The 23,929-nt window shown below is 67.9% G+C and carries 19 protein-coding genes and 2 tRNA genes; 3 read left to right on the forward strand and 18 right to left on the reverse strand.

Annotation, left to right across the window (positions count from 1 at the left end; translation table 11 throughout):
• Nucleotides 1-33: 33 nt before the first annotated feature.
• The 11 genes from OHT76_RS15200 to OHT76_RS15250 all read right to left on the reverse strand — a co-directional run bounded on the left by OHT76_RS15200 (nucleotide 34) and on the right by OHT76_RS15250 (nucleotide 15,397).
• Nucleotides 34-1,998, reverse strand: coding sequence for a TIGR03960 family B12-binding radical SAM protein (locus OHT76_RS15200; RefSeq protein WP_328871359.1), 1,965 nt, complete (start codon nucleotides 1,996-1,998; stop codon nucleotides 34-36).
• An 80-nt stretch (nucleotides 1,999-2,078) separates the two neighbouring features.
• Nucleotides 2,079-3,581, reverse strand: coding sequence for a CYTH and CHAD domain-containing protein (locus OHT76_RS15205; RefSeq protein ID WP_328871360.1), 1,503 nt, complete (start codon nucleotides 3,579-3,581; stop codon nucleotides 2,079-2,081).
• Nucleotides 3,582-3,661: 80 nt separating this feature from the next.
• Entirely contained in the window at nucleotides 3,662-4,861 is a 1,200-nt protein-coding gene (rodA, locus tag OHT76_RS15210) for a rod shape-determining protein RodA (protein ID WP_328871361.1), read from the reverse strand.
• Nucleotides 4,858-7,104, reverse strand: a complete 2,247-nt coding sequence (mrdA, locus tag OHT76_RS15215; RefSeq protein WP_328871362.1) for a penicillin-binding protein 2 — start codon at nucleotides 7,102-7,104, stop codon at nucleotides 4,858-4,860. Before mrdA ends, rodA begins: the two co-directional genes overlap by 4 nt.
• A gap of 116 nt (nucleotides 7,105-7,220) precedes the next feature.
• Entirely contained in the window at nucleotides 7,221-7,937 is a 717-nt protein-coding gene (gene mreD, locus OHT76_RS15220) for a rod shape-determining protein MreD (RefSeq protein ID WP_328871363.1), read from the reverse strand.
• Between the two features lie 13 nt (nucleotides 7,938-7,950).
• On the reverse strand, nucleotides 7,951-8,895 hold the full coding sequence (gene mreC / locus OHT76_RS15225; RefSeq protein ID WP_328871364.1) for a rod shape-determining protein MreC: 945 nt from the start codon (nucleotides 8,893-8,895) through the stop codon (nucleotides 7,951-7,953).
• 144 nt (nucleotides 8,896-9,039) lie between these two features.
• On the reverse strand, nucleotides 9,040-10,059 hold the full coding sequence (locus OHT76_RS15230; protein WP_004931372.1) for a rod shape-determining protein: 1,020 nt from the start codon (nucleotides 10,057-10,059) through the stop codon (nucleotides 9,040-9,042).
• A 268-nt stretch (nucleotides 10,060-10,327) separates the two neighbouring features.
• Nucleotides 10,328-10,741 (reverse strand): nucleoside-diphosphate kinase, encoded by a 414-nt coding sequence (ndk, locus tag OHT76_RS15235; protein ID WP_186280864.1) that lies wholly within the window; start codon nucleotides 10,739-10,741, stop codon nucleotides 10,328-10,330.
• 89 nt (nucleotides 10,742-10,830) lie between these two features.
• Complete coding sequence (locus OHT76_RS15240) at nucleotides 10,831-11,187, reverse strand: DUF4233 domain-containing protein (protein WP_328871365.1); 357 nt, start codon at nucleotides 11,185-11,187, stop codon at nucleotides 10,831-10,833.
• An 11-nt stretch (nucleotides 11,188-11,198) separates the two neighbouring features.
• Nucleotides 11,199-12,683, reverse strand: coding sequence for a bifunctional tetrahydrofolate synthase/dihydrofolate synthase (gene folC, locus OHT76_RS15245; RefSeq protein WP_328871366.1), 1,485 nt, complete (start codon nucleotides 12,681-12,683; stop codon nucleotides 11,199-11,201).
• A gap of 89 nt (nucleotides 12,684-12,772) precedes the next feature.
• Nucleotides 12,773-15,397 (reverse strand): valine--tRNA ligase, encoded by a 2,625-nt coding sequence (locus tag OHT76_RS15250; RefSeq protein WP_328871367.1) that lies wholly within the window; start codon nucleotides 15,395-15,397, stop codon nucleotides 12,773-12,775.
• 136 nt (nucleotides 15,398-15,533) lie between these two features.
• Between OHT76_RS15250 and OHT76_RS15255 the strand changes: the two genes are divergently transcribed.
• Complete coding sequence (locus tag OHT76_RS15255; protein ID WP_328871368.1) at nucleotides 15,534-16,469, forward strand: hypothetical protein; 936 nt, start codon at nucleotides 15,534-15,536, stop codon at nucleotides 16,467-16,469.
• 63 nt (nucleotides 16,470-16,532) lie between these two features.
• On the opposite strand, the gene OHT76_RS15260 is transcribed toward OHT76_RS15255, so the two are convergent.
• The 6 genes from OHT76_RS15260 to OHT76_RS15285 all read right to left on the reverse strand — a co-directional run bounded on the left by OHT76_RS15260 (nucleotide 16,533) and on the right by OHT76_RS15285 (nucleotide 21,845).
• Nucleotides 16,533-16,814 carry a hypothetical protein gene (locus tag OHT76_RS15260; protein ID WP_328871369.1) on the reverse strand — a complete coding sequence of 94 codons (282 nt, stop codon included), beginning with the start codon at nucleotides 16,812-16,814 and terminating at the stop codon, nucleotides 16,533-16,535.
• 187 nt (nucleotides 16,815-17,001) lie between these two features.
• On the reverse strand, nucleotides 17,002-18,291 hold the full coding sequence (gene clpX / locus OHT76_RS15265) for an ATP-dependent Clp protease ATP-binding subunit ClpX (RefSeq protein WP_133926274.1): 1,290 nt from the start codon (nucleotides 18,289-18,291) through the stop codon (nucleotides 17,002-17,004).
• Nucleotides 18,292-18,451: 160 nt separating this feature from the next.
• Nucleotides 18,452-19,132, reverse strand: coding sequence for an ATP-dependent Clp protease proteolytic subunit (locus OHT76_RS15270; protein ID WP_328871370.1), 681 nt, complete (start codon nucleotides 19,130-19,132; stop codon nucleotides 18,452-18,454).
• 87 nt (nucleotides 19,133-19,219) lie between these two features.
• Entirely contained in the window at nucleotides 19,220-19,828 is a 609-nt protein-coding gene (locus OHT76_RS15275; protein WP_315888001.1) for an ATP-dependent Clp protease proteolytic subunit, read from the reverse strand.
• 367 nt (nucleotides 19,829-20,195) lie between these two features.
• Entirely contained in the window at nucleotides 20,196-21,599 is a 1,404-nt protein-coding gene (gene tig, locus OHT76_RS15280) for a trigger factor (RefSeq protein ID WP_328871371.1), read from the reverse strand.
• A gap of 169 nt (nucleotides 21,600-21,768) precedes the next feature.
• Nucleotides 21,769-21,845 (reverse strand) — tRNA-Pro (locus OHT76_RS15285).
• Between the two features lie 130 nt (nucleotides 21,846-21,975).
• Here OHT76_RS15285 and OHT76_RS15290 point away from each other — a divergent pair.
• Nucleotides 21,976-22,046 (forward strand) — tRNA-Gly (locus tag OHT76_RS15290).
• A gap of 112 nt (nucleotides 22,047-22,158) precedes the next feature.
• Here OHT76_RS15290 and OHT76_RS15295 read toward each other — a convergent pair.
• Nucleotides 22,159-22,353: a hypothetical protein gene (locus OHT76_RS15295; protein ID WP_150949237.1), complete on the reverse strand. Its 195-nt coding sequence runs from the start codon at nucleotides 22,351-22,353 to the stop codon at nucleotides 22,159-22,161.
• Between the two features lie 445 nt (nucleotides 22,354-22,798).
• Here OHT76_RS15295 and OHT76_RS15300 point away from each other — a divergent pair, with 445 nt between their 5' ends.
• Entirely contained in the window at nucleotides 22,799-23,926 is a 1,128-nt protein-coding gene (locus OHT76_RS15300; protein ID WP_328871372.1) for an acyltransferase family protein, read from the forward strand.
• Nucleotides 23,927-23,929 lie beyond the last annotated feature (3 nt).

Here is a 23,929-nt window from a genome sequence, read left to right on the forward strand (position 1 = left end):
CCTCCCCCACTCGGGAAGGGCCCCTCACATGCCTCAGTGCGCGTGCCCGCTTGGCGCCGGCGCCGCGTTCTTCACAGTCAACGGCAGCAACTTCTTGCCCGTCGGACCGATCTGGATCTGCGTGTCCATCTGCGGACACACCCCACAATCGAAGCACGGAGTCCAGCGGCAGTCCTCGACCTCTGTCTCGTCGAGGGCGTCCTGCCAGTCCTCCCAGAGCCAGTCCTTGTCGAGCCCCGAGTCCAGGTGGTCCCAGGGGAGGACTTCCTCGTACGTCTTCTCGCGTGTCGTGTACCAGTCGACGTCCACGCCGAAGGGGGCCAGCGCCTTGTCCGCGCAGCTCATCCAGCGGTCGTAGGAGAAGTGCTCGCGCCAGCCGTCGAAGCGGCCGCCGTCGTCGTAGACCGCGCGGATGACCGCGCCGATGCGGCGGTCACCGCGCGAGAGCAGGCCCTCGACGATGCCGGGCTTGCCGTCGTGGTAGCGGAAGCCGATGGAGCGGCCGTACTTCTTGTCGCCGCGGATCTTGTCCCGGAGCTTCTCCAGGCGGGCGTCCGTCTCCTCGGCGGAGAGCTGCGGGGCCCACTGGAAGGGGGTGTGGGGCTTGGGGACGAAGCCGCCGATCGAGACCGTGCAGCGGATGTCGTTGGCGCCGGAGACCTCGCGGCCCTTCTGGATGACGTTCATCGCCATGTCGGCGATCTGCATGACGTCCTCGTCGGTCTCCGTCGGCAGGCCGCACATGAAGTACAGCTTCACCTGGCGCCAGCCGTTGCCGTACGCCGTCGCGACGGTCCTGATCAGGTCCTCTTCCGAGACCATCTTGTTGATGACCTTGCGCATACGCTCCGAGCCGCCCTCGGGCGCGAAGGTCAGGCCCGAACGGCGGCCGTTGCGGGTCAGTTCGTTCGCCAGGTCGACGTTGAAGGCGTCCACGCGGGTGGAGGGCAGGGAGAGGCCGATCTTGTCTTCCTCGTACCGGTCCGCCAGGCCCTTCGCGATGTCGCCGATCTCCGAGTGGTCCGCCGAGGACAGCGACAGCAGGCCCACCTCCTCGAAGCCGGTCGCCTTCAGGCCCTTCTCGACCATGTCGCCGATGCCCGTGATGGAGCGTTCACGGACCGGGCGGGTGATCATGCCGGCCTGGCAGAAGCGGCAGCCGCGGGTGCAGCCGCGGAAGATCTCGACGGACATGCGCTCGTGGACGGTCTCGGCCAGGGGGACGAGGGGCTGCTTCGGGTAGGGCCACTCGTCGAGATCCATCACCGTGTGCTTCGACACACGCCACGGGACGCCCGACTTGTTGGGGACCACGCGCGCGATACGGCCGTCCGGCAGGTACTCCACGTCGTAGAAGGCCGGGATGTACACCCCGCCCGTCTTCGCCAGGCGGAAGAGGACCTCCTCGCGGCCGCCGGGGCAGCCCTCGGCCTTCCACTGGCGGATGATCTTCGTCATGTCGAGCACGGCCTGCTCGCCGTCGCCGATGATCGCCGCGTCGATGAAGTCCGCGATCGGCTCGGGGTTGAAGGCCGCGTGGCCGCCGGCCAGGACGATCGGGTCGTCGACCGTGCGGTCCTTGGACTCCAGCGGGATGCCCGCCAGGTCCAGGGCGGTGAGCATGTTGGTGTAGCCGAGCTCGGTGGAGAAGCTCATGCCGAGTACGTCGAACTCGCGCACCGGGCGGTGGCTGTCCACCGTGAACTGCGGGACGCCGTGCTCCCGCATCAGGGCCTCCAGGTCCGGCCACACGCTGTAGGTGCGCTCGGCGAGGACGCCCTCCTGTTCGTTCAGGACCTCGTAGAGGATCATGACGCCCTGGTTGGGCAGGCCTACCTCGTAGGCGTCGGGGTACATGAGCGCCCAGCGGACATCGCAGCTCTCCCACGGCTTGACCGTGGAGTTGAGCTCTCCGCCCACGTACTGGATCGGCTTTTGCACATGCGGGAGCAGGGCTTCGAGCTGCGGGAACACCGACGCAGCGACTTCGGCAGGCATCTCGCGTACCTTCATGAGCTGGACTGAACGGACAGGGGTGACCATCCAGCCTAACGCGACCGAGGCGATGCCCCGCACGCTCAGAAGGCCGACCGCTCCTTGATCACGCCCCAGGCCGCCGGCAGCTCGGCCTCGTCGTCGGCCGCCCGGCGCTCCTCCCGCCCGTACAGCACCCCGTATGTGAAGGAGCTCTCCCCGGCCCCCTGCGCCTGCCGGGCCAGCTCCCTGAGGGCCTCCCGGGTCATCACGCTGTCCTGGTGGTCGCCGAGCAGGTTCTGCAGGCTCTTCATCGACTTCAGCAGCCCCCGGGCCGGGTCACCGAGCGCCGGTACGGCCGCCTCCGCCGAGTAGCGGGTCCGCTTGGCCTTCTTCCGCGCCTCGTGCAGCGCGAGATCGCGCTCCTGCCCCGGCGCCCTGCCGAGGGCGTCCTCCACCAGCGCGGACAACTTCCCGAAGTCCTTCGTTACGGCCTTCCCGATGACCTTCTCCGGCTTACCGGAGGCCGCCTTCAGCAGGGGCGGCTCGGCCATCAGGGCATCCAGGGTGCCCAGCAGCTCCAGGTACCGCTTGCCGTCGAGTACGGCGATCAGGCGCCGGCGGGAGCCGCCGCGGCGGGCGTTCGACCAGGTGCGCAGCCGGGTGCGGACGGGGCCGGTCAGCAGGGTCCTGGGCAGCTCGTCCAGGGCCGCGGTCAGCCGCTCGGTCAGCACCTCCTGGTCCCGGTCGACGCCGAGCTCCCCGGCGAGCCATTTCAGCTCATCGCCGATCGGATCGGTCACGGACCGGTCGAGGACCTTCCCGAACGACCGGAAGGCGCTGCGCATCCGGCGGGTGGCGACCCGCATCCGGTGCACGGAGTCGTACTCGTCCCGCCGTACGGCCGGATCGAGTTCGACGATGGCGTCCCGCTGGGCGCGCAGATAGGCGAGGACGTGATCGCCCGCGCTGACGGGCTCCGCGGCGGCCTTCTGCTTGCGCTGCTTCTTCTTGGGGGCCGTCTCGGCCAGCGCCCTGGCCAGCTTCGAGGCCGCCCCCGAGGGGCGTACGCCCGCCTTGCGCAGCCGCTTGTCCACCTTGTCGAGGAAGGCGGGGTCGCCGCCGTCGGCGAGCTCCACCTCGATCTCGGTCCACTGGACGCCGGCGCCGGTCCCGAGGTGCTCTGCGCGTACGGCGTCCACGGACACCTCGGCGAGCAGCCGGCCGTCGGCGTCGACGAGGTGGCGGACATCGCGCTCGGAGCGCAGCCGGACCAGGGGCAGCAGTTCGGTGTCACGGACGCGGGAGCGGACCAGGCCGGTGAGAGTGCGCGGCACGGTGTCGGACAGCGGCGCCTGGATTTCGTCCCGGACACCGGCGGCGACGGGGAGCTTCAGATGCCAGCCCGCGTCGGAGCCCCCGGTGCGGCGGCGCAGGGTGATCGAGGACGCGGCCAGGCGTTCGTCCTCGGTGTCGTAGTAGGTGGCGTCCAGTTGGACGACCCCCTTGTCGATGACGGCCGCGACCCCGGCAACGCCGGTCAGGTCCGGCAGACCGCTCTCGTCGGACTCGTACTTCCGCTCGATCTCACGCTTCGTGTCCGCCATGACCCGAATCTAGTGGGAGTCATGGCGGTACGACAGGCCTACCGGAGTCAAACCCCAGGGAAACAGGCGGTGACCGGCGCCTATGCGGACATGGGCCGTTGCACTCGGATCGACTGCAACAACCCCACCGCCACCCACACCGCGAACATCGACGATCCGCCGTACGACACGAACGGCAGCGGAAGACCGGTGACCGGCATGATGCCGAGCGTCATTCCGATGTTCTCGAAGGACTGGAAGGCGAACCAGGCCACGATTCCGGCCGCCACGATGGTCCCGTACAGCTCGGTCGTCTCGCGGGCGATCCGGCAGGCCCGCCACAGCAGGATGCCGAGCAGGACGATGATGAGCCCGCCGCCGACGAAGCCCAGCTCCTCCCCCGCCACCGTGAACACGAAGTCGGTCTGCTGCTCCGGCACGAACTGGCCGGTCGTCTGCGAGCCGTTGAAAAGACCGGCCCCCGTCAGTCCGCCCGATCCGATCGCGATCCGGGCCTGGTTGGTGTTGTAGCCGACGCCCGCCGGGTCGAGGCTGGGGTTGGCGAAGGCGGCGAAGCGGGCGATCTGGTAGTCGTCCAGGATGTGCAGCTGCCAGACGGCGATCGCGCCGATCGCACCCGTCGACAGCAGCCCGAACACCCAGCGGTTCGAGGAGCCGGAGGCCAGCAGCACGCCCAGCACGATGACCACCATCACCATGACCGAGCCGAGGTCGGGCATCAGCAGCACGATCAGCATCGGCACGGTGGCCAGGCCCAGCGCCTGCAGCACCGTGCGATGGTCGGGGTAGGGCTTGTCGCCCGCGTCCACTCTGGCCGCGAGCAGCATCGCCATGCCGAGGATGATCGTGACCTTCACGAACTCCGAGGGCTGCAGCGAGAAACCGCCGGGGAGTTTGATCCAGGAGTGCGCGCCGTTGATCGTGGAGCCGAGCGGGGTGAGCACCAGCAGGATCAGGAACACCGAGGCGCCGTAGAGGATCGGCACCGCGGTGCGCAGGGTGCGGTGGCCGAGCCAGACGGTGCCGATCATCAACGCGAAGCCGATGCCGGTGTTCATGATGTGCCGGACCAGGAAGTAGTACTGGTCGCCCTGGTTGATCTCGGTGCGGTTGCGGGTCGCCGAGAAGACCAGGATCGAGCCGATCAACGACAGCGCGAGCGCCGCGAACAGTATCGGCCAGTCCAGCCGGCGGGCGAGCGAGTCCCGGGCGAACAGCCGGGTCCAGCCCGCCCGTTCGGGCCCGTACCCGGAGACCTGGAAGCTGTTGGCGCTGGTCACATCAGCCTCCTCGGGCACCGTCGGCGCTGCCTGCGGCGGCGCGTCTCACGGTTCTCCGTCGTCGGTGTCCCCACCGTCGCCGCCAGCTGCTGTCCGTCCTCCTCGGGCACGTCCTCCTGGCTGGCCCGCTGCTCCTTCGCCGGGTCCTTGGCGACCTTCGGGGAGAGGATCGACCCGTCCGTCTGGATCTTCGGGAGGTTCTTCTGCGGGGTCGGCAGCAGCGCGTTCTTCTTGTTGATGGCGCCGTCGTCGGAGACGCCGTACAGCGCGTCGTAGACGTTGCGGACGGCGGGGCCCGAGGCGCCGGAGCCCGTACCACCCTGGGAGATCGTCATGACGATCGCGTAGTCCTCGGTGTACGTGGCGAACCAGGACGTCGTCTGCTTGCCGTAGACCTCCGCGGTACCGGTCTTGGCGTGCATCGGGATCTCGTCCTGCGGCCAGCCGCCGAACCGCCAGGCGGCGGTACCGCGGGTGGCGACGCCGGCGAGGGCCTCGTCCATCTGGGCCAGCGTCTGCCGGCTGACCGGCAGCTTGCCGTGCGCCTTGGGCTCGATCTCCGAGACCTGCTTGCCGTCGGCGCTGATGACCGCCTTGCCGACCGTCGGGTCGTACAGGGTGCCGCCGTTGGCGATGGCCGCGTAGATGGTGGCCATCTGGATCGGGGTCACCAGGGTGTCGCCCTGGCCGATGGAGTAGTTGATCTCGTCACCGGCGCGCATCTTGTTGCCTTCGAGGCAGTTCTCGTAGGCGATCTTCTCGACGTAGTCGCCGTCCTTCTTGCCGGTCTTGCACCAGGCGTCCTTGTTGGCCTTCCAGTAGTCCTGCTTCCACTGGCGGTCGGGGACCCGGCCGGTGACCTCGTTGGGCAGGTCGATGCCGGTCTCCTGGCCGAGGCCGAACTGGTGGGCGGCCTTGTAGAAGTAGTCCTTCGGCTTGCCCTTGGGGTTGATGCCGCCGTCCTTCTTCCACTCGTTGTGCGCGAGTTGGTAGTAGACGGTGTCGCAGGAGACCTCCAGGGCGCGGCCGAGGCCGATCGGGCCGTGGTTCTGGGACTCGAAGTTCTTGAAGACCTGGCCGCCGACGGAGTACGAGCTGGAGCAGTTGTAGCGGCCGTCGAAGTCGTAGCCCGCCTGGACCGCGGCGGCCGTGGAGACCACCTTGAAGATCGAGCCGGGGGCTGCCTGACCCTGTATGGCCCGGTTCAGCAGCGGGTAGTTGGAGGACTTGCCGGTGAGCTGCCGGTAGTCCTTGGCGGAGATACCGCCCACCCAGGCGTTCGGGTCGTAGGTCGGGTTGGACGCCATGGCGACGACCCGGCCGGTCTTGGCCTCCATCACCACGATCGCGCCCGCGTCGGCCTTGTAGTTCTCCTGCGTGTTGCGGTCGAACTCCTTGCGGGCGGTCTTCATCGCCTCGTTCAGCTCGTACTCGGCGACCCGCTGGACGCGGGCGTCGATGCTGGTGACGAGGTTGGAGCCGGGCTGGGCGGCGTCTGCCTCGGCCTCGCCGATGACCCGGCCGAGGTTGTCGACCTCGTAGCGGGTGACGCCGGCCTTGCCGCGCAGCTCCTTGTCGTACTGGCGCTCGATGCCGGAGCGGCCGACCTGGTCGGAGCGGAGGTAGGGCGACTCGGTGTCCTGGGCCTTGGTGATCTCCTCGTCGGTGACCGGGGAGAGATAGCCGAGGACCTGGGCGGTGTTGGAGCCGCCGGGGCCCGGGTAGCGGCGGACGGCCTGCGGTTCGGCGGTGATGCCGGGGAAGTCCTCGGCGCGCTCACGGATCTGCAGGGCCTGCTTGGCGGTGGCCTCGTCGGTGATGGGGATGGGCTGGTACGGCGAGCCGTTCCAGCAGGGCTGGGGGGTCTCGGCGTCGCACAGCCGGACCTTCTCCATCACCTCCTCGGGCTTCATCCCGAGGACTGCGGCGAGCTTGGCGAGGACGGCCTTGCCGTCGTCCTTCATCTTCAGCAGGTCGGTGCGGGAGGCGGAGACGACAAGCCGCGTCTCGTTGTCGGCCAGCGGCACGCCTCGCGCGTCCAGGATCGAGCCGCGCACGGCCGGGTCGACGACCTGCTGGACGTGGTTGCCGGAGGCCTCCTTGGCGTACTCCGAGCCCTCCCGGATCTGGAGGTACCACAGCCGCCCGCCGAGGGTGCCAAGGAGGGACAGGACAAGGATCTGGATCACGATGAGTCGGATCTGGACCCGTGGGGTCCGCCCGGTCTCGGGGATGTTGGTCACTGCGGCTGCCGCCCCCTCTCAGTGCGCCGGCGTGTGTGCGCGTACGAATGATGAACGGCCGACCTGTGAGGCGGCGTTCCGCCCAGGCAGACCCGTTCGGGTGAAGTTCCGCGCCCTCACAGCCGCTTGACCCCCTTGATGCGCCCGGCACGGGCGGTGCGCGCCCGCGCCGCCTTCACCTTCAGACCGCCGAGGGCACCTCGTCCGCCGAGGCCGCCGCGACCGCCCAGGCCCCCGCGCTGGCTGCCGATCCGCAGTCCGGTGCCGCCGGAGAGCCAGCCGGTGGAGATGTCGGCCTTCTTCGCCGAGGAGTTGGTATCGGCAAGGGGGTCGTTCTCCGCGCGCCGGGCCAGTGCCATGAGCCCGGGGACGACGAACGGGGCGAGCAGCAGGTCGTAGAGCGCGGCCGTGAACAGCAGGCTGGTCAGGCCCACATGGCGGGCGGCGGTGTCGCCGACGAGGGCGCCGACACCGGCGTAGAGCAGGGTGGAGCCGATGGCCGCGGCGACGACCACGGCCATGGGTCCGGTCGCCGACTTCAGCTGGCCGTTCTCCGGTTTGACGAGTCCGGCGAGATAGCCGATGACGCACAGCACCAGGGCATAGCGGCCCGCGGCGTGGTCGGCGGGTGGGGCGAGGTCGGCGAGCAGTCCCGCGCCGAAGCCGATGAGGGCGCCGCCGACATGGCCGTAGACCATGGCAAGGCCCAGGACCGTCAGCAGGAGCAGGTCGGGGACGGCGCCGGGGAGATGGAGCCGGGCGAGGACGCTGACCTGGAGCACCAGGGCGACGACGACCAGTGAGGAAGAGAGCAGGATCCGGTTGACGCGCATGGGGCTTCAGCTCCTACTGCTCTTCTTGCGGGTACTGGCCGTCGACCGGCGCGGACGGGGTGACGGTGACCGTCACGGTCGGCGTGGGGGTCGGCTTGGGCTTGTCGGGGAGCACCGTGTCGCGCGGATCCTTCTTCGGGGCCTGGACGACGACGCCGACGATGTCCAGCTTGGTGAAGCTGACGTACGGCGTGACGTAGAGGGTGCGGGTCAGGTCGCCGCCGGAGGGGTCGACGCGGTTGACCACGCCGACCGGCACGCCCGGCACGAAGGGCTTGTCGGCCTGCGAGCCGAAGGTGACAAGACGGTCGCCCTTCTTGATCTGTGCCTTGCCGTTGAGGAGTTCGACGCGCAGCGGGCCGTCGCCCTGTCCTGAGGCGAAGCCGAGTTCGTCGTTGCCCTCCATGCGGGTACCGACGGTGAAGTCGGGGTCGTTGGCGAGCAGCACGGTCGCGGTGTTGGGACCGACGGTCGTCACCCGCCCGACCAGACCGTCCCCGTTGAGGACCGTCATGTCGCGCTTGAGGCCGTCATTGGCGCCGGCGTCGATGGTGATGGTCCAGGAGAAACCCTGGGCCGCTCCTATCGCGATGACCTCCGCGCCCTTGATGCCGTACTGGCCCTTGCCCGCGGTCTTCAGCATCTTGTCGAGCTGCGCGAGTCTGCTGCGGTTGCGGTCGTCGCTGCCGAGCTTCGCCTTGAGGGCGGCGTTCTGCTGCTCCAGTTCGGCGATCCGGTCGTGCCGTTCGCCGGAGTCACGGATCGCGGAGACCGCGTTGCCGACGGGGTCGACCGCGGCCGAGACGCCGTTCTCGATCGGGCCGAAGACGGTGGCCGCGGCCTGGCGGGCACCGTCGACCGGGGAGTCCTCCCCACCGCGGATATCCACCGTGATCAGCGCGAACGCGATGGCGATCAGCAGCACCAGGAGCAGCCGGCTCTCTCGTGTGTCCCTCACGTGCGGCGGCCGTGCCCTTCCTCATAGGAATTCGGGAAGCCCCAGGGAAACCCGAGGGGCTGCATTGTGGGAGCTTATGCATCTATATCAACGATCCGCCGTACGAGAGGAGATCGTCTCGTACGGCGGAATCGAAGAGTTACGTCATCTGCGGGGCTGGGCGTCCAGAACCTGCTGGAGCGCCTCGAACTCCTCGACGCACTTGCCGGAGCCGAGCGCCACGCTGTCCAGCGGGTCCTCGGCGATATGGATCGGCATGCCGGTCTCCCGGCGCAGCCGCTCGTCGAGGCCGCGCAGCAGGGCACCGCCGCCGGTCAGGACGATGCCGCGGTCCATGATGTCGCCGGACAGCTCCGGCGGGCACTTGTCGAGGGTCGTCTTGACGGCGTCGACAATGGCGTTGACGGGCTCCTCGATCGCCTTGCGTACTTCGGCGGCGGAGATGACAACGGTCTTGGGCAGCCCGGAGACGAGGTCCCGGCCGCGGATTTCGGTGTGTTCGTCAGCATCGAGGTCGTACGCCGAACCGATCGTGATCTTGATCTGCTCGGCCGTGCGCTCACCCAGCAGGAGCGAGTACTCCTTCTTGATGTGCTGGATGATCGCGTTGTCCAGTTCGTCGCCCGCCACGCGGATGGACTGGGCGGTGACGATGCCGCCGAGGGAGATGACCGCGACCTCCGTGGTGCCGCCGCCGATGTCCACCACCATGTTGCCCGTGGCCTCGTGGACCGGCAGGCCGGAGCCGATGGCCGCGGCCATGGGCTCCTCGATGATGTGCACCTGACGGGCGCCGGCCTGGGACGACGCCTCGATGACGGCGCGGCGCTCGACGCCCGTGATGCCCGAGGGCACACAGACGACGACCCGCGGACGAGCCAGATACCGCCGCTTGTGGATCTTCAGGATGAAGTAACGGAGCATCCGCTCGGTGATCTCGAAGTCGGCGATCACGCCGTCCTTCAGCGGACGCACGGCAACGATGTTGCCGGGCGTGCGCCCGATCATCTTCTTGGCTTCGGCGCCGACCGCGAGGATGCCACCGGTGTTGGTGTTGATCGCGACGACGGACGGCTCGTTGAGTACGATCCCGCGACCCCTGACGTACACCAGCGTGTTGGCGGTCCCGAGGTCGACAGCCATGTCACGGCCGATGAACGACATTGAGTTCCCCATCAGGATTCGTCTGGCCTTCCCACGAGCTTTTGAGGGCTTTTCAGGTTGGCGAGGTGGGTGCTGTGACGTGAAGGCTTCCATCGTAGACGCGCCTTCGCGAACACGGCGTGAGGGTCCTTCGCCATTGTCAGCAGATGATGTGCGGGTTCGCTCTCGGAGACGAGCGTTCGGGGAGTCTCGTTCCCCCGAACGCCCCGCATATGCCAGAAAGTCCGGGGGCAATGCCCCCGGGCTCTCTCAACTGCCGTGCTGGTTCCTAGGCGCGGCCCGGGAAGAAGATCTTCACCTCGCGCTCGGCGGACTCCTCGGAGTCGGAGGCGTGGATGAGGTTCTCACGGACGATCACACCGAAGTCGCCCCGGATGGAGCCGGGGGCGGCGGCGATCGGGTCGGTCGGTCCGGCCAGCGCGCGTACGCCCTCGATGACCCGCTCGCCCTCGACGATCAGCGCGACGACCGGTCCCGAGGACATGAACTCGACCAGCGGCTCGTAGAAGGGCTTGCCCTTGTGCTCGCCGTAGTGCTGCTCGAGGGTCTCCTGGTCCAGGGTGCGCAGCTCCAGCGCGGTGATCTGCCAGCCCGCCTTGCGCTCGATCCGGCTGATGATCTCGCCGGTCAGGCCACGACGTACGGCGTCGGGCTTGAGGAGGACGAGGGTGCGCTGGGTCACGACGGGCTCCTTAGTGCATCAAGGTGTGCGGGAAGACGAGGTTACCCGGCGTGTCCGGGCACTTGTTACGCAGCGTCAGGTGTAGAGGGTCAGGCCGCGTCCGGAGTGGAGCCGTCGGCCTGCGCCGCGAATCTCGCCTTCGCCTCGTCGATCTTCCGTCCGTAGTGCACCGAGGCCCACCACAGGGCGGTGAAGGCCGCGCCCAGGAAGAACATCGACGGCACGACGAACCCGGAGGCGATCAGCACGACCTGCAGCGCCCAGCCCATGGCGATGCCGCCGGGCCGGGTGACCAGACCGCACAGCAGCACGCACAGGAACATCGCGATCCCGCTGACCGTCCACACCGTCGACATGGACAGATCGGGGTCCTTCATGGCGACCAGACCGGCGAAGCCGATGACGAAGAACTCGCCGATCAGGGTCGACGCACAGAGCGTACGCATACGTGAAAACCTCAGCCTTTCCCCAGCAGCAGCCGGGCCTCGCCCACGGTGATGACGGAACCGGTGACGAGCACACCGCCGCCCGCGAACTCGCCCTCCTCCTCGGCCAGCGTGATCGCGGCCTCCAGGGCGTCCGGCAGCCGCGGCTCGACCTGGACCCGCTCGTCGCCGAACACCTCCACGGCGATGGCGGCCAACTCGTCGGCGTCCATCGCGCGATGGCTGGAGTTCTGCGTGATCACGACCTCGGCGAAGATCGGCTCGAAGGCCTCCAGCAGCCCTCGTACGTTCTTGTCGCCGCTGGCCCCGACCACGCCGATCAGCCGGCTGAAGTCGAAGGCCTCCCTGATCGCCTCGGCGGTCACCCTGGCGCCCGCCGGGTTGTGCGCGGCGTCCAGCACGATGGTCGGCGACCGGCGTACGACCTCCATGCGGCCCGGCGAGGAGACGGCTGCGAAGGCCTTTCGGACGGTGTCGATGTCGAGCGGCTCGGCGCGCAGGGCGCCGACCCCGAAGAACGCCTCCACGGCGGCGAGCGCCACCGCGGCGTTGTGCGCCTGGTGGGCGCCGTGCAGCGGGAGATAGACCTCGCCGTACTCGCCGCCGAGGCCGCGCAGGGTGACGAGCTGTCCGCCGACGGCGACCGTCCGGGCGACGACCCCGAACTCCAGCCCCTCGCGGGCGACCGTCGCGTCGACCTCCACGGCCTTCTTCAGCAGCACCTGCGCCGCGTCCACCGGCTGCTGGGCCAGGATCACGGTGGCGTCCTGCTTGACGATCCCGGCCTTCTCGGCGGCGATCTCGGCGGGCGTCTCACCGAGCCGGTCGGTGTGGTCCAGGTCTATGGGGGTGACTACGGCGACATCACCGTCGATGACGTTCGTGGCGTCCCAGGAGCCGCCCATGCCCACCTCGACGACGGCCACGTCGACGGGCGCGTCCGCGAAGGCGGCGTACGCCATGCCGGTCAGCACCTCGAAGAAGGACAGCCGGTACTCCTGTTGGGCGTCCACCATCTCGATGTACGGCTTGATGTCGTGGTACGTCTCGATGAACCGCTCGGCGTCGATCGCGGCGCCGTCGAGGCTGATGCGCTCGGTGATCGACTGGACGTGCGGGCTCGTGTACCGGCCCGTGCGCAGCTCGAAGGCGCCGAGGAGGGCCTCGATCATGCGGGCGGTGGTGGTCTTGCCGTTCGTGCCGGTGATGTGGATCGAGGGGTACGAGCGCTGTGGCTCGCCCAGTACGTCCATCAGGGCGGCGATACGGCTGACCGAGGGCTCCAGCTTGGTTTCGCCCCAGCGGGTGGCGAGCTCCGCTTCGACTTCGCGCAGGGCCTTGTCGACCTCGGGGTCTTCGGGGCGCGCGGGTACGTCCGCGCTCGGGGCTCCGCCCTGGGTGCGGAGGGTACGGCTGCCGGCCTCGATGACCGCGAGATCGGGGTCGCGGTCGGTCTCTTCCGCGATGATCTCGTCGAAGGGGTCGCTTTCACTCACGGGGTCAGTCTACGGAGGCGGACTGACAGACGTAGGCCAAGGCCCCCGGAGCCGTGTGGTTCCGGGGGCCTTCATGCGCGTACAACGACTTACGCCTCGGGCAGCCTGTCCAGCTGGGCCTTGATCCTGGCGATGTCCTCGTCCGCCTTGGCCAGGCGGCCGCGGATCTTCTCCACGACGTTGTCCGGGGCCTTGGCCAGGAAGGCCTCGTTGCCGAGCTTGGCCGTGGCCTGGGCCTTCTCCTTCTCCGCTGCCGCGAGGTCCTTCGCGAGGCGCTTGCGCTCCGCCGCGATGTCGATCGTGCCGGAGAGGTCGAGCGCGACCTCGGCGCCCGCGACCGGGAGGGTCGCCGTCGCCGTGAAGGCGTCGCCCTCCGGCTGGAGGCGCAGGAGCTGACGGATGGCGGCCTCGTGAGGCGCCAGGGCCGTGCCGTCCAGGGTCAGGCGGGCCGGGACCCGCTGGCCGGGCTGGAGGCCCTGGTCGGCGCGGAAGCGGCGGACCTCGGTGATGACCGACTGGAGGCTCTCGATCTCCTTCTCGGCCGCCTGGTCGCGGAAGCCACTGTCCTTCGGCCACTCGGCGATGACGAGCGACTCGCCACCGGTGAGGGTGGTCCAGAGGGTCTCCGTGACGAAGGGAACCACGGGGTGCAGCAGCTTGAGCGTGACGTCGAGGACCTCGCCCAGGACTCGCTTGGAGACCTCGGCCGGCTCGCCGCCCGCCTGGAAGGTGGTCTTGGACAGCTCGACGTACCAGTCGAAGACCTCGTCCCACGCGAAGTGGAACAGCGCGTCGGAGAGCTTCGCGAACTGGAAGTCCTCGTAGAGCGCGTCGACTTCGGCGACGACGGAGTTGAGGCGGGAGAGGATCCAGCGGTCCGTCGCCGACATCTGCTCGGGCGCCGGCAGCGGGCCCTCCACCGTCGCGCCGTTCATCAGCGCGAAGCGCGTGGCGTTCCAGATCTTGTTGGCGAAGTTGCGGGAGCCCTGGACCCAGTCCTCGCCGATCGGGACGTCGACGCCGGGGTTGGCGCCGCGGACGAGGGTGAAGCGGAGAGCGTCGCTGCCGTACTTGTCCATCCAGTCCAGCGGGTTGACCGCGTTGCCGAAGGACTTCGACATCTTCTTGCCGAACTGGTCGCGGACCATGCCGTGCAGGGCGATGGTGTGGAACGGCGGGGTGCCGTCCATCGCGTACAGGCCGAACATCATCATCCGGGCGACCCAGAAGAAGAGGATGTCGTAGCCGGTGACCAGGACGGAGTTCGGGTAGAACTTCGCGAGCGACTCGGTCTGTTCGGGCCAGCCGAGGGTGGAGAAGGGCCACAGGCCGGAGGAGAACCAGGTGTCGAGGACGTCGGTGTCCTGGTGCCAGCCCTCGCCGGTGGGCGCCTCGTCGTCCGGACCGACGCAGACCACTTCGCCGTTCGGGCCGTACCAGACCGGGATCCGGTGACCCCACCACAACTGCCGTGAAATACACCAGTCGTGGAGGTTGTCGACCCAGTCGAAGTACCGCTTCTCCATCTCCTGCGGATGGATCTTGACCTTGCCCTCGCGGACCGCGTCACCGGCGGCCTTCGCCAGCGGGCCGACCTTGACCCACCACTGCATGGACAGACGGGGCTCGATGGTGGTCTTGCAGCGCGAGCAGTGGCCGACGCTGTGGACGTACGGCCGCTTCTCGGCGACGATCCGGCCCTCGGCACGCAGCGCGGCGACGATCGCCGACCGCGCTTCCAGCCGGTCCAGGCCCTGGAAGGGGCCGTGGGCGGTGATGACAGCGTGCTCGTCCATGATCGTGATGGCCGGCAGGTCGTGCCGCTGGCCGATCTCGAAGTCGTTCGGGTCGTGGGCCGGGGTGACCTTGACGGCGCCGGTGCCGAACTCGGGGTCGACGTGCTCGTCCGCGACGACCGGGATGGAACGGTCGGTCAGCGGCAGCCTGATGAGCTTGCCGACGAGGTGCTTGTACCGCTCGTCCTCGGGGTGAACGGCGACGGCGGTGTCACCGAGCATCGTCTCGGCACGGGTGGTGGCGACGACGATGGCGTCGTCCCCGTCGCCGTACTTCATGGAGACGAGCTCGCCGTCGTCGTCCTGGTACTCGACCTCGATGTCGGAGATGGCGGTGAGACAGCGCGGGCACCAGTTGATGATGCGCTCGGCGCGGTAGATGAGCTCGTCGTCGTAGAGCCGCTTGAAGATGGTCTGAACGGCCTGCGAGAGCCCTTCATCCATGGTGAACCGCTCACGCGACCAGGCGACACCGTCACCGAGCCGGCGCATCTGCCCGGAAATCTGCCCGCCGGACTCGCCCTTCCACTGCCAGACCCGCTCGACGAACGCCTCACGGCCGAGGTCGTGCCGGGACTTGCCCTCCTTGCCCAGCTCCCGCTCGACGACGTTCTGGGTCGCGATCCCCGCATGATCCATGCCGGGCTGCCACAGGGTCTCGTACCCCTGCATGCGCTTACGACGGGTCAGCGCGTCGATGAGGGTGTGCTCGAAGGCATGACCGAGGTGCAGGCTGCCGGTGACGTTCGGCGGCGGAATGACAATGGTGTACGGCGGCTTGTCACTCTTCTCGTCGGCCTCGAAGTAACCCCGCTCTACCCAGCGCTCGTACAGCGGGCCCTCTACGTCGGCCGGCGCGTACTGGGTCGGCAGTTCGGTGTTGGGCGCTGGTGGCTGCTGCTGAGCGTTCTCGGTCACGGGGTCAGTTTAGGGGTGTCTCGGCCCCGTCCCGAAACGCCTTTGTTCTGTAACGGTGGGGGCCCCGATGCACCGCGCGCCCCCCGCCTGGTCCAGGATGTCAGGACCACATAAGCATCTGGAGGGGAACCCAGTAATGAGCTACAACCAGCCGGGCCCGTACGGCGGGCAGCCCCAGCAGCCCGGACCGTACGGCCAGCCGGGTCCGTACGGCCAGCAGCCGCAGGCTCCGCAGCCCGGCTATGGCTACCCCCAGCAGCCGCAGGCACCGCAGCCGGGTTACGGCTACCCCCAGCAGGCCCCGCAGGGCGTCCCGCCGCAGCAGCCCCCGTACGGCCAGCAGCCGCCCTACGGCCAGGCCCCGTACGGCGGCGCCCCGATGCCCCCGGCTCCGGGCGGCGGCAAGAAGAAGACGGGGATCATCCTGGGCGCGGTGGCGGTCGTGGCTGCCATCGGGGTGGGCGTGTACTTCGTGGTGGGCGGGGGTGGCGGCGGGTCGGACATCGCCGATGACGGTCCGCACAAGCTGACGACGCCGGCGACCCTGCTCAGCGGCGAGTACAAGAAGGCCGACGACGCCGACAGCGGCGGCTTCGACGAGAACGACGTCAAGGAAGCCGAGAAGCACGGCGTGAAGAACGCCAAGGATGTGCACGCCGGCTACCAGGCAGGTGACGAGAACAACCCCCTGGCCATGAAGATGATCAACTTCATGGGCGTGTACGGCGAGATCGAGGATCCGGAGTCGGTCGTCGACGCGATGTTCGCCGACATGAAGAAGAACGCCACCGACGAGGGTGGCGAGGTCGTCGGCAGTCCCAAGGCGTACACGCCGAGCGGCCTCGATGGCGCGGTCCTCAAGTGCCAGGAGACGAAGTACAAGGAGGACTCGGGGACCTCCTCGGGCCCGAGCGAGATCAGCATGCCGGTCTGCATCTGGGGCGACCACAGCACCCTGGGCGTGATCATCCACGCCGACCTGGCAAGCGCCATGGGCGGCAAGGCCGCCGACGTGGAGGGCGCGGCTGAGCTGACGGCCAAGGTGCGCAAGGAAGTCCGCGTCAAGGCCTGACGCCCGCTCCATTTTGTGCAGACGAAGGCGGCTCGGTCATGTACCGAGCCGCCTTCGCTGTGATCAGGCTCGCTTGCAGGCTGGCACTGACACGCTGTTGGCCACGTCCAGGTTCGCCAGTCCGACGATGCAGGCGGGGTTGGGCGCCTTCGTCACGCCCGCGTCGATCGCCCCGTGAGAGCAGGCCGCCTTCACCTTCGGGCCGGCGAAGTATCCATGGTTGGCCACGTAGTTGGTGCAGGCGCTCTGCGTGGCGCTCGCGGGCGAGGCCGCGAGGATCGGCAGAGTCCCCGCCGCAACAACCACACCGGCCGCGGCCACCATGTACTTCGCCCTTCGGAACACTTGAAGTCCTCCCGTTTTCAATAGTCGACAACTCGAACAAACAGTCGACTTGGTCGGCTCCATGAGATCACGACGGCAGGCATGAGGACACGTTCTGCGACTCGGCTGACGTGATCTTTCCGTACGGCTGGCGCAAAACGGGCCTTGGCGCGGCTCTTGCGCCAAGGCCCCAGGCTGGGACGTACTGTTACGCCGTCTTCTGCTCCCCCGGTCCCCGCCCGTTCCGCGCGTCCCGCGGGATCAGGGTCGGGTTGACGTTCGAGTGGACGACGTCTGCTGTGATGACGACTCGGGCCACGTCCTTGCGGGACGGGACCTCGTACATCACCGACATCAACACCTCTTCCATGATGGCGCGCAAGCCCCGCGCGCCGGTCTGGCGGAGGATGGCCTGGTCGGCGATGGCTTCCAGGGCCTCGCGCTCGAAGTCCAGCTCCACGCCGTCGAGTTCGAAGAGGCGCTGGTACTGCTTGACCAGGGCGTTGCGGGGTTCTACCAGGATCTGGAGCAGGGCCTCGCGGTCCAGGTTGTGGACCGAGGTGATGACCGGGAGGCGGCCGATGAACTCGGGGATCATGCCGAACTTGACCAGGTCCTCGGGCATGACGTCCTCGAACTGGTCCTTGGCTTCCAGTTCGCGCTTCGAGCGGATCGTCGCGCCGAAGCCGATGCCCTTCGCGCCGGCCCGGGACTCGATGATCTTCTCCAGGCCCGCGAAGGCGCCGCCCACGATGAACAGGACGTTCGTCGTGTCGATCTGGATGAACTCCTGGTGGGGGTGCTTACGCCCGCCCTGGGGCGGGACCGAGGCCGTCGTGCCTTCGAGGATCTTGAGCAACGCCTGCTGGACGCCCTCGCCGCTCACGTCTCGCGTGATCGACGGATTTTCACTCTTCCGCGCGACCTTGTCGATCTCATCGATGTAGATGATCCCGGTCTCGGCCTTCTTGACGTCGTAGTCCGCCGCCTGGATCAGCTTCAGCAGGATGTTCTCGACGTCCTCACCGACATAGCCCGCCTCCGTCAGCGCCGTCGCGTCCGCGATCGCGAACGGGACGTTGAGCATCCGGGCGAGTGTCTGGGCCAGCAGGGTCTTCCCGGAGCCCGTGGGGCCCAGCAGAAGGATGTTCGACTTCGCCAACTCGATGGCGTCCTCGCGGCTTTGACCGCCGCCGTTCTCACCGGCCTGGACGCGTTTGTAGTGGTTGTACACCGCGACGGAGAGCGCCTTCTTGGCCGCCTCCTGGCCCACCACATACCCCTCGAGGAACTCATAGATCTCACGGGGCTTCGGGAGCTCCTCCCAGCGCACCTCACTGGTCTCCGCGAGCTCTTCCTCGATGATCTCGTTGCAGAGATCGATGCACTCGTCGCAGATGTACACACCGGGCCCTGCGATGAGCTTCTTGACCTGCTTCTGGCTCTTGCCGCAGAACGAGCACTTGAGCAGATCGCCGCCGTCACCGATGCGTGCCACGGTGTGCTTCCCCTTCGCCTGGGAGACGCCTAGGTCCAGCGGCTCCTGGTGCTGCCTTAATCCGACGGTACCTTGCCGGGGCCCTCGTTCGGGCCCCCCTTGGCACGGTTCACTTTGTCGTGCACCGTGCCAAGGAGCGGCCGACGATACAGCCTCCGGCTCAGCGCACGGATGCGTTGTTCATCTTCCGCGTGGAGATGATCTGGTCGATCAGGCCGTACGACAGGGCGTCCTCGGCCGTGAGGATCTTGTCGCGCTCGATGTCCTCGCGGATCTTCTCGATCGGCGTGGTGGAGTGCTTGGCCAGCATCTCCTCCAGCTGCGCGCGCATCCGGAGGATCTCGTTCGCGGCAATCTCCAGGTCGGAAACCTGACCGCGGCCCGTCTCGCTGTACGGCTGGTGGATCAGGATGCGGGCGTTGGGCAGCGCCATGCGCTTGCCGGGCGAGCCCGCCGCGAGCAGGACGGCGGCGGCGGAGGCCGCCTGGCCCATGCAGACCGTCTGGATGTCCGGCTTCACGAACTGCATCGTGTCGTAGATGGCCGTCAGCGCGGTGAAGGAGCCACCGGGGCTGTTGATGTAGACCGAGATGTCCCGGTCGGGGTCCATCGACTCCAGGCACAGCAGCTGCGCCATGACGTCGTTGGCGGACGCGTCGTCGATCTGCACGCCGAGGAAGATCACGCGCTCCTCGAAGAGCTTCGCGTACGGGTCGTACTCACGAATGCCCTGCGAGGTGCGCTCGACGAAGCGCGGAATGACGTAGCGGGACTCGGCGACGGGGCCGTTGTACTCGGCCTGCGGACGGTCGTAGAGGCCGTTGCCGGGGAAGGTGTTCACGGTGTCTCCAAAAGGCTGTGGCGGTGGCTGGGGGCGGGTGGAGGCTCGTACGGCCCTGTGGTGGGTCCTGAGGGCCCGTACAGGTCCTTACGCCGCTCCGGTACCGCCGCCGCCCGGCATGCCGGCGGCCGTGGGGATGACGTCGTCGATGAGGCCGTAGTCCTTGGCCTCGAAGGCGTCGAACCAGCGGTCGCGGTCCGAGTCGCGGGTGATCTGCTCGATCGTCTGGCCCGTGTGCTGCGAGGTGAGCTCGGCCATGCGCTTCTTGGTGTGCAGCAGCCGCTCGGCGTGGATCTTGATGTCCGAGGCCGAGCCGGCGAGGCCGGCGGACGGCTGGTGGATCAGGATCTCGGCGTTCGGCAGCGCGAAGCGCTTGCCGGGGGTGCCCGCGCTGAGCAGGAACTGGCCCATGGAGGCGGCGAGGCCCATGGCGATGGTCACCACGTCGTTCTTGATGTACTGCATGGTGTCGTAGATCGCCATGCCGGCCGTGATCGAGCCGCCGGGGCTGTTGATGTACATGTAGATGTCCTTGTCCGGGTCTGCGGCAAGGAGCAACAGCTGTGCGGTGATCTTGTTCGCGATGTCGTCGTCGACCGGCTGGCCGAGGAAGATGATCCGCTCGTTGAGCAGTCGGTTGTAGACATGGTCGCCGAGGCCACCGCCGATGGAAGGCTCGCCGGCGGCGGAGGGCATCAGATTCGTCACGTATCCACCTGCTCGTCTTGCGACGGCGCCGGGCCGTCTACACGTTTCCCTGCCGGGGGCCTCCGGCGGTTTCGCCGACTCCCCTGCCCCCGTACTCATGGACCCTAACGCGCTGGTCCCTTCAGGGAATCCCGGAGCGGGGAGTGTTCGCCGGGGGCGTAGAGCCTCCGGCGGGTGGGCATGTGCCTACTCGCCGTAACTGCGACGGCATATGGGCCGCCACGGGTCCATTGTGGTTGATCGCGCAGTTCCCCGCGCCCCTGACAGGGCGCTCCCGGCCGCCGTATGCCAGGAAGGCCCCGGGGAATGTCTTCCCCGGGGCCTTCCTACGGCGTCACAGGCGCCGAAGGCGTGATCAGCCCTCGGCCTTCTCCGCGTCCGCGTCCGCGTCCGTGGCGTCGGCCTCCGTGGCCTCGGCGGCTACGTCCGCGGCGGTCTCGATCTCGTCCTCGTCGTCCAGGTCGATGATCTCGCCGTTGGTGTCCTTGACCGTGGCCTTCTCGACCACGACGGCCAGGGCCTTGCCGCGGGCGACCTCACCGACCAGGAGCGGAACCTGGCCGCCCTCGACGACGGCCTGGGCGAACTGGTCGGGGGACATGCCGGAGGAGGCCGCACGCCGCATGAGGTGCTCGGTGAGCTCCTCCTGGTTGACGTTGAGCTTCTCCTGCTTGACCAGCTCGTCGAGGACGAACTGGGTCTTGATGCCCTTGACCGCGGCTTCCTTGGTCTCGGCGTCGAACTCTTCCTCGGTCTTGCCCTGGATCTCCAGGTACTTCCCGAGGTCGAGGCCCATCTGGCCGAGCTGGTGGTGCTCCAGGTTGTGCTTGCGGGTGTTGATCTCGTCCTCGAGGAGCTTCTCGGGGACGGGCACCTCGACGAGCTCCAGCAGCTTCTCCAGGACGCGCTCCTGGGCCTGCGTGGCCTGGTCGTACTGCTTCATGTTGGTGAGGCGCTTGAGGCTGTCCGCCTTGAGCTCCTCCAGGGTGTCGAACTCCGAGGCGAGCTGCGCGAAGTCGTCGTCCAGCGCGGGCAGTTCGCGAGCGGCGACCTGGGTGACCTTGACGGTGACCTCGGCCTCCTTGCCGGCCGCGGAGCCGCCCTTGAGCTCGGAGGTGAAGGTGGTCTCGGCACCGGCCTCGAGGCCCTTGACGGCGTCGTCGATGCCGTCGAGGAGCTCGCCGGAGCCGATGGTGTAGGAGACGCCCTCGGCGACCCCGTCCTCCAGGACCTCGCCCTCGACCTTGGCCTGCAGGTCGATGGTGACGACGTCGCCGTCCTCGGCGGCGCGCTCGACCGGGGAGGTCGAGGCGAAGCGCTCGCGGAGCTGGTCGACCGACTTCTCGATGTCCTCGTCGGTGACCTCGATGGCGTCGACCTCGACCTCGATGCCGGAGTAGTCCGGGATCTCGATGGTCGGGCGGATGTCGACCTCGGCGGTGAAGTTCAGCGTCTCGCCGTCCTTCAGCTCGGTGATGTCGACCTCGGGCTGGCCCAGGACGTTGAGCTCGGCCTCGTTGACCGCCTCCGTGTAGAACTTCGGAAGCGCGTCGTTGACGGCCTCCTCCAGCACGGCGCCACGGCCGAACCGCTGGTCGATGACCCGGGCGGGAATCTTGCCCTTGCGGAAGCCCTTCACCGTGACCTGCTGGTTGATCTTCTTGTACGCCGCGTCGAGGCTGTCCTTGAGCTCCTCGAAGGGCACCTCGACAGTGAGCCGAACCCGAGTCGGGTTCAGGGTCTCCACGGCGCTCTTCACGGTTCGGTCTCCTTGTGGCTGACTTCTTGGTTTCTGCCGGAGCCAGACTGGTCCGGCAAATTCGCCGCCCGGAGGACTTCAGGGAGTGAGGACACACGGGCGCGCAGCTTGCATAGTAACCGCAGCCGCTGAACGACCCAAAGGCGATCACTGGGGATGATCCAGCAGGTGGTCGGGGTGGCGGGATTTGAACCCACGGCCTTCCGCTCCCAAAGCGGACGCGCTACCAAGCTGCGCCACACCCCGTCTGGTGCGACACGTAGGGTACATGCCCGCAGGCAGTGGGGCTGCCGCATTTATGGGGTGTGCGTCGAGGCGGGCGGACCCGCTACGATGCCTGCAGTGCCGCGGTCATCTGACCTGCGGCGCGTCCTGTGCGGGCGTAGCTCAATGGTAGAGCCCTAGTCTTCCAAACTAGCTACGCGGGTTCGATTCCCGTCGCCCGCTCTGTACGGCCCAGGGCCGGACCGGAGGAATTTCCTCTGGTCCGGCCCTGAGTGTTTTCGGGCAGGCTGCCGCCGCCCCTCGGCGTGGGCGGTGGAGAGCGGTCGGCCGGTTCCTAGAACTGGATCGAGTTGATCGTCTCGGCTATCGAGTCGAGGAACCGTTGGATGTCGTCGGCCATGCCGGTCGAGGCGAGGAAGAAGCCGAAGAGGACGGCGACCACCGCGGGGCCGGCCTTGAGGGAGCCGCCACGGATCAACACCACCAAGATGATCGCCAACAGCAGCACCACTGACAGCGAAATGGCCACAACTGATCACACCCTCGGTCGGTCCGCTCTCCCGGCCCGGGGGCGCCAACCCCGCGCACCCCCGCCAGAACCATCGTGCCACCAACAGGCCCGCCGTATGCGGCGGGTGGGGCATCGGCAGTCACAACTGCGGCCGGTGCGGGCGGCGCCGGGCCGCGCGGGCGACCATCCTGCGCGCTCCGCACGATAATTCGAAGCGGCACTCGTACGGGGAATTCGACGTGATCGTTTCCATGTCCACACAACGTGTTCGCGGGCATTTCGAATTGTCATCACAGGTGTCATCAACTCCCCTACCAAACCTCGCCTTATGTACCATTTAGCGTGGATTAATCGGCACAAGGTGGACACATCTCGGGTTCCGTGGCGCCGCGTTCACCCTTCATAAGCGGTAATGACGTCGCGCGTTTTACTAATACGCACAGCCGCCGCTAGGGTGCCTCAGATGTTTCACGCTGCCTCGTCCCCCGCAAAGGCACCGAACGCACCGAACGGCCATCACAGAGCGCCAGTGCCGAGTCCGCGCTCACCCGCCGGCAAGCAGCGCGACGCCTTCTTCGACAACGCCAAGTTCCTGGCGATCGTGCTAGTGGCCATCGGCCACACCTGGGAGCCCCTGAAGGGCGACAGCCGGGTCCTGGAAGGCCTGTACATGGTCGTGTACGCCTTCCACATGCCGGCGTTCATCGTCATCTCGGGCTACTTCTCGCGCAGTTTCGACATGCGCCCCGACCGGCTGCGGCGGCTGATCACCGGTGTCGCCGTGCCGTACATCGTCTTCGAGACCGCGTATCCGCTGTTCAAGCGGGTCATCGACCACGATCCGGGCATGGAGATCAGCCTGCTCGACCCGTGGTACCTCACCTGGTTCCTGGTCGCGCTGTTCGTCTGGCGGCTGACCACCCCGATCTGGAAGCTGATCCGCCGGCCGCTGCCCGTCGCGCTCGGGATCGCGATGCTGGCGTCCGTCACCCCGGAGATCGGCGACGACCTGGACCTCCAGCGCGTGCTGCAGTTCCTGCCGTTCTTCGTGCTGGGCCTGAACATGAAGGCCGAGCACTTCCAGTGGGTGCGTCGGCGCGATGTGCGGATCCTGTCCGTGCCGGTGTTCGCGATGGCGCTGGCCTTCGGCTGGTGGGCCGTACCGCGGATGAACACCTCGTGGTTCTACCACCGTGACGCCGCACAGCAGTTGGGCGCGCCCTGGTGGGCCGGGCCCGTCATGGTGCTCGCCATGTTCGGCTGCTCGCTGGTGTTGACGGCTTGTTTCTTCGCGTGGGTGCCGCGGCGGCACATGTGGTTCACGGCGCTCGGTGCGGGCACGTTGTACGGCTATCTGCTGCATGGGTTCTTGGTGAAGGCCGGGGACTATCAGGGGTGGTTCGAGCATGAGTGGCTGCATGGGCCGTTCGGCGAGGTTTTCGTCACCGTCGTGGCGGCCGTCGGCGTGACCCTGTTGTGCACTGCACCGGTGCGCCGGGTCTTCCGGTTCGTGATGGAGCCCGACATGAAGTGGGCGTTCAAGAGGGACGCAGCCGAACTGGCGCGGGAACGGCAGAAGGCCGACGCCTAGTTC

The sequence above is a fragment of the Streptomyces sp. NBC_00287 genome, assembly GCF_036173105.1.
Classification (GTDB): Bacteria; Actinomycetota; Actinomycetes; order Streptomycetales; family Streptomycetaceae; genus Streptomyces.

Coding starts and splice junctions, on each gene's coding strand:
- OHT76_RS15255 (WP_328871368.1), top strand. CDS start 15,534: ATGAGCTACAACCAGCCGGGCCCGTACGGCGGGCAGCCCCAGCAGCCC.
- OHT76_RS15230 (WP_004931372.1), bottom strand. CDS start 10,059: ATGTCGTTCATCGGCCGTGACATGGCTGTCGACCTCGGGACCGCCAAC.
- mreD (WP_328871363.1), bottom strand. CDS start 7,937: ATGCGCGTCAACCGGATCCTGCTCTCTTCCTCACTGGTCGTCGTCGCC.
- OHT76_RS15200 (WP_328871359.1), bottom strand. CDS start 1,998: ATGCCTGCCGAAGTCGCTGCGTCGGTGTTCCCGCAGCTCGAAGCCCTG.
- OHT76_RS15300 (WP_328871372.1), top strand. CDS start 22,799: ATGTTTCACGCTGCCTCGTCCCCCGCAAAGGCACCGAACGCACCGAAC.
- OHT76_RS15240 (WP_328871365.1), bottom strand. CDS start 11,187: ATGCGTACGCTCTGTGCGTCGACCCTGATCGGCGAGTTCTTCGTCATC.
- OHT76_RS15275 (WP_315888001.1), bottom strand. CDS start 19,828: ATGCCCTCCGCCGCCGGCGAGCCTTCCATCGGCGGTGGCCTCGGCGAC.
- OHT76_RS15205 (WP_328871360.1), bottom strand. CDS start 3,581: ATGGCGGACACGAAGCGTGAGATCGAGCGGAAGTACGAGTCCGACGAG.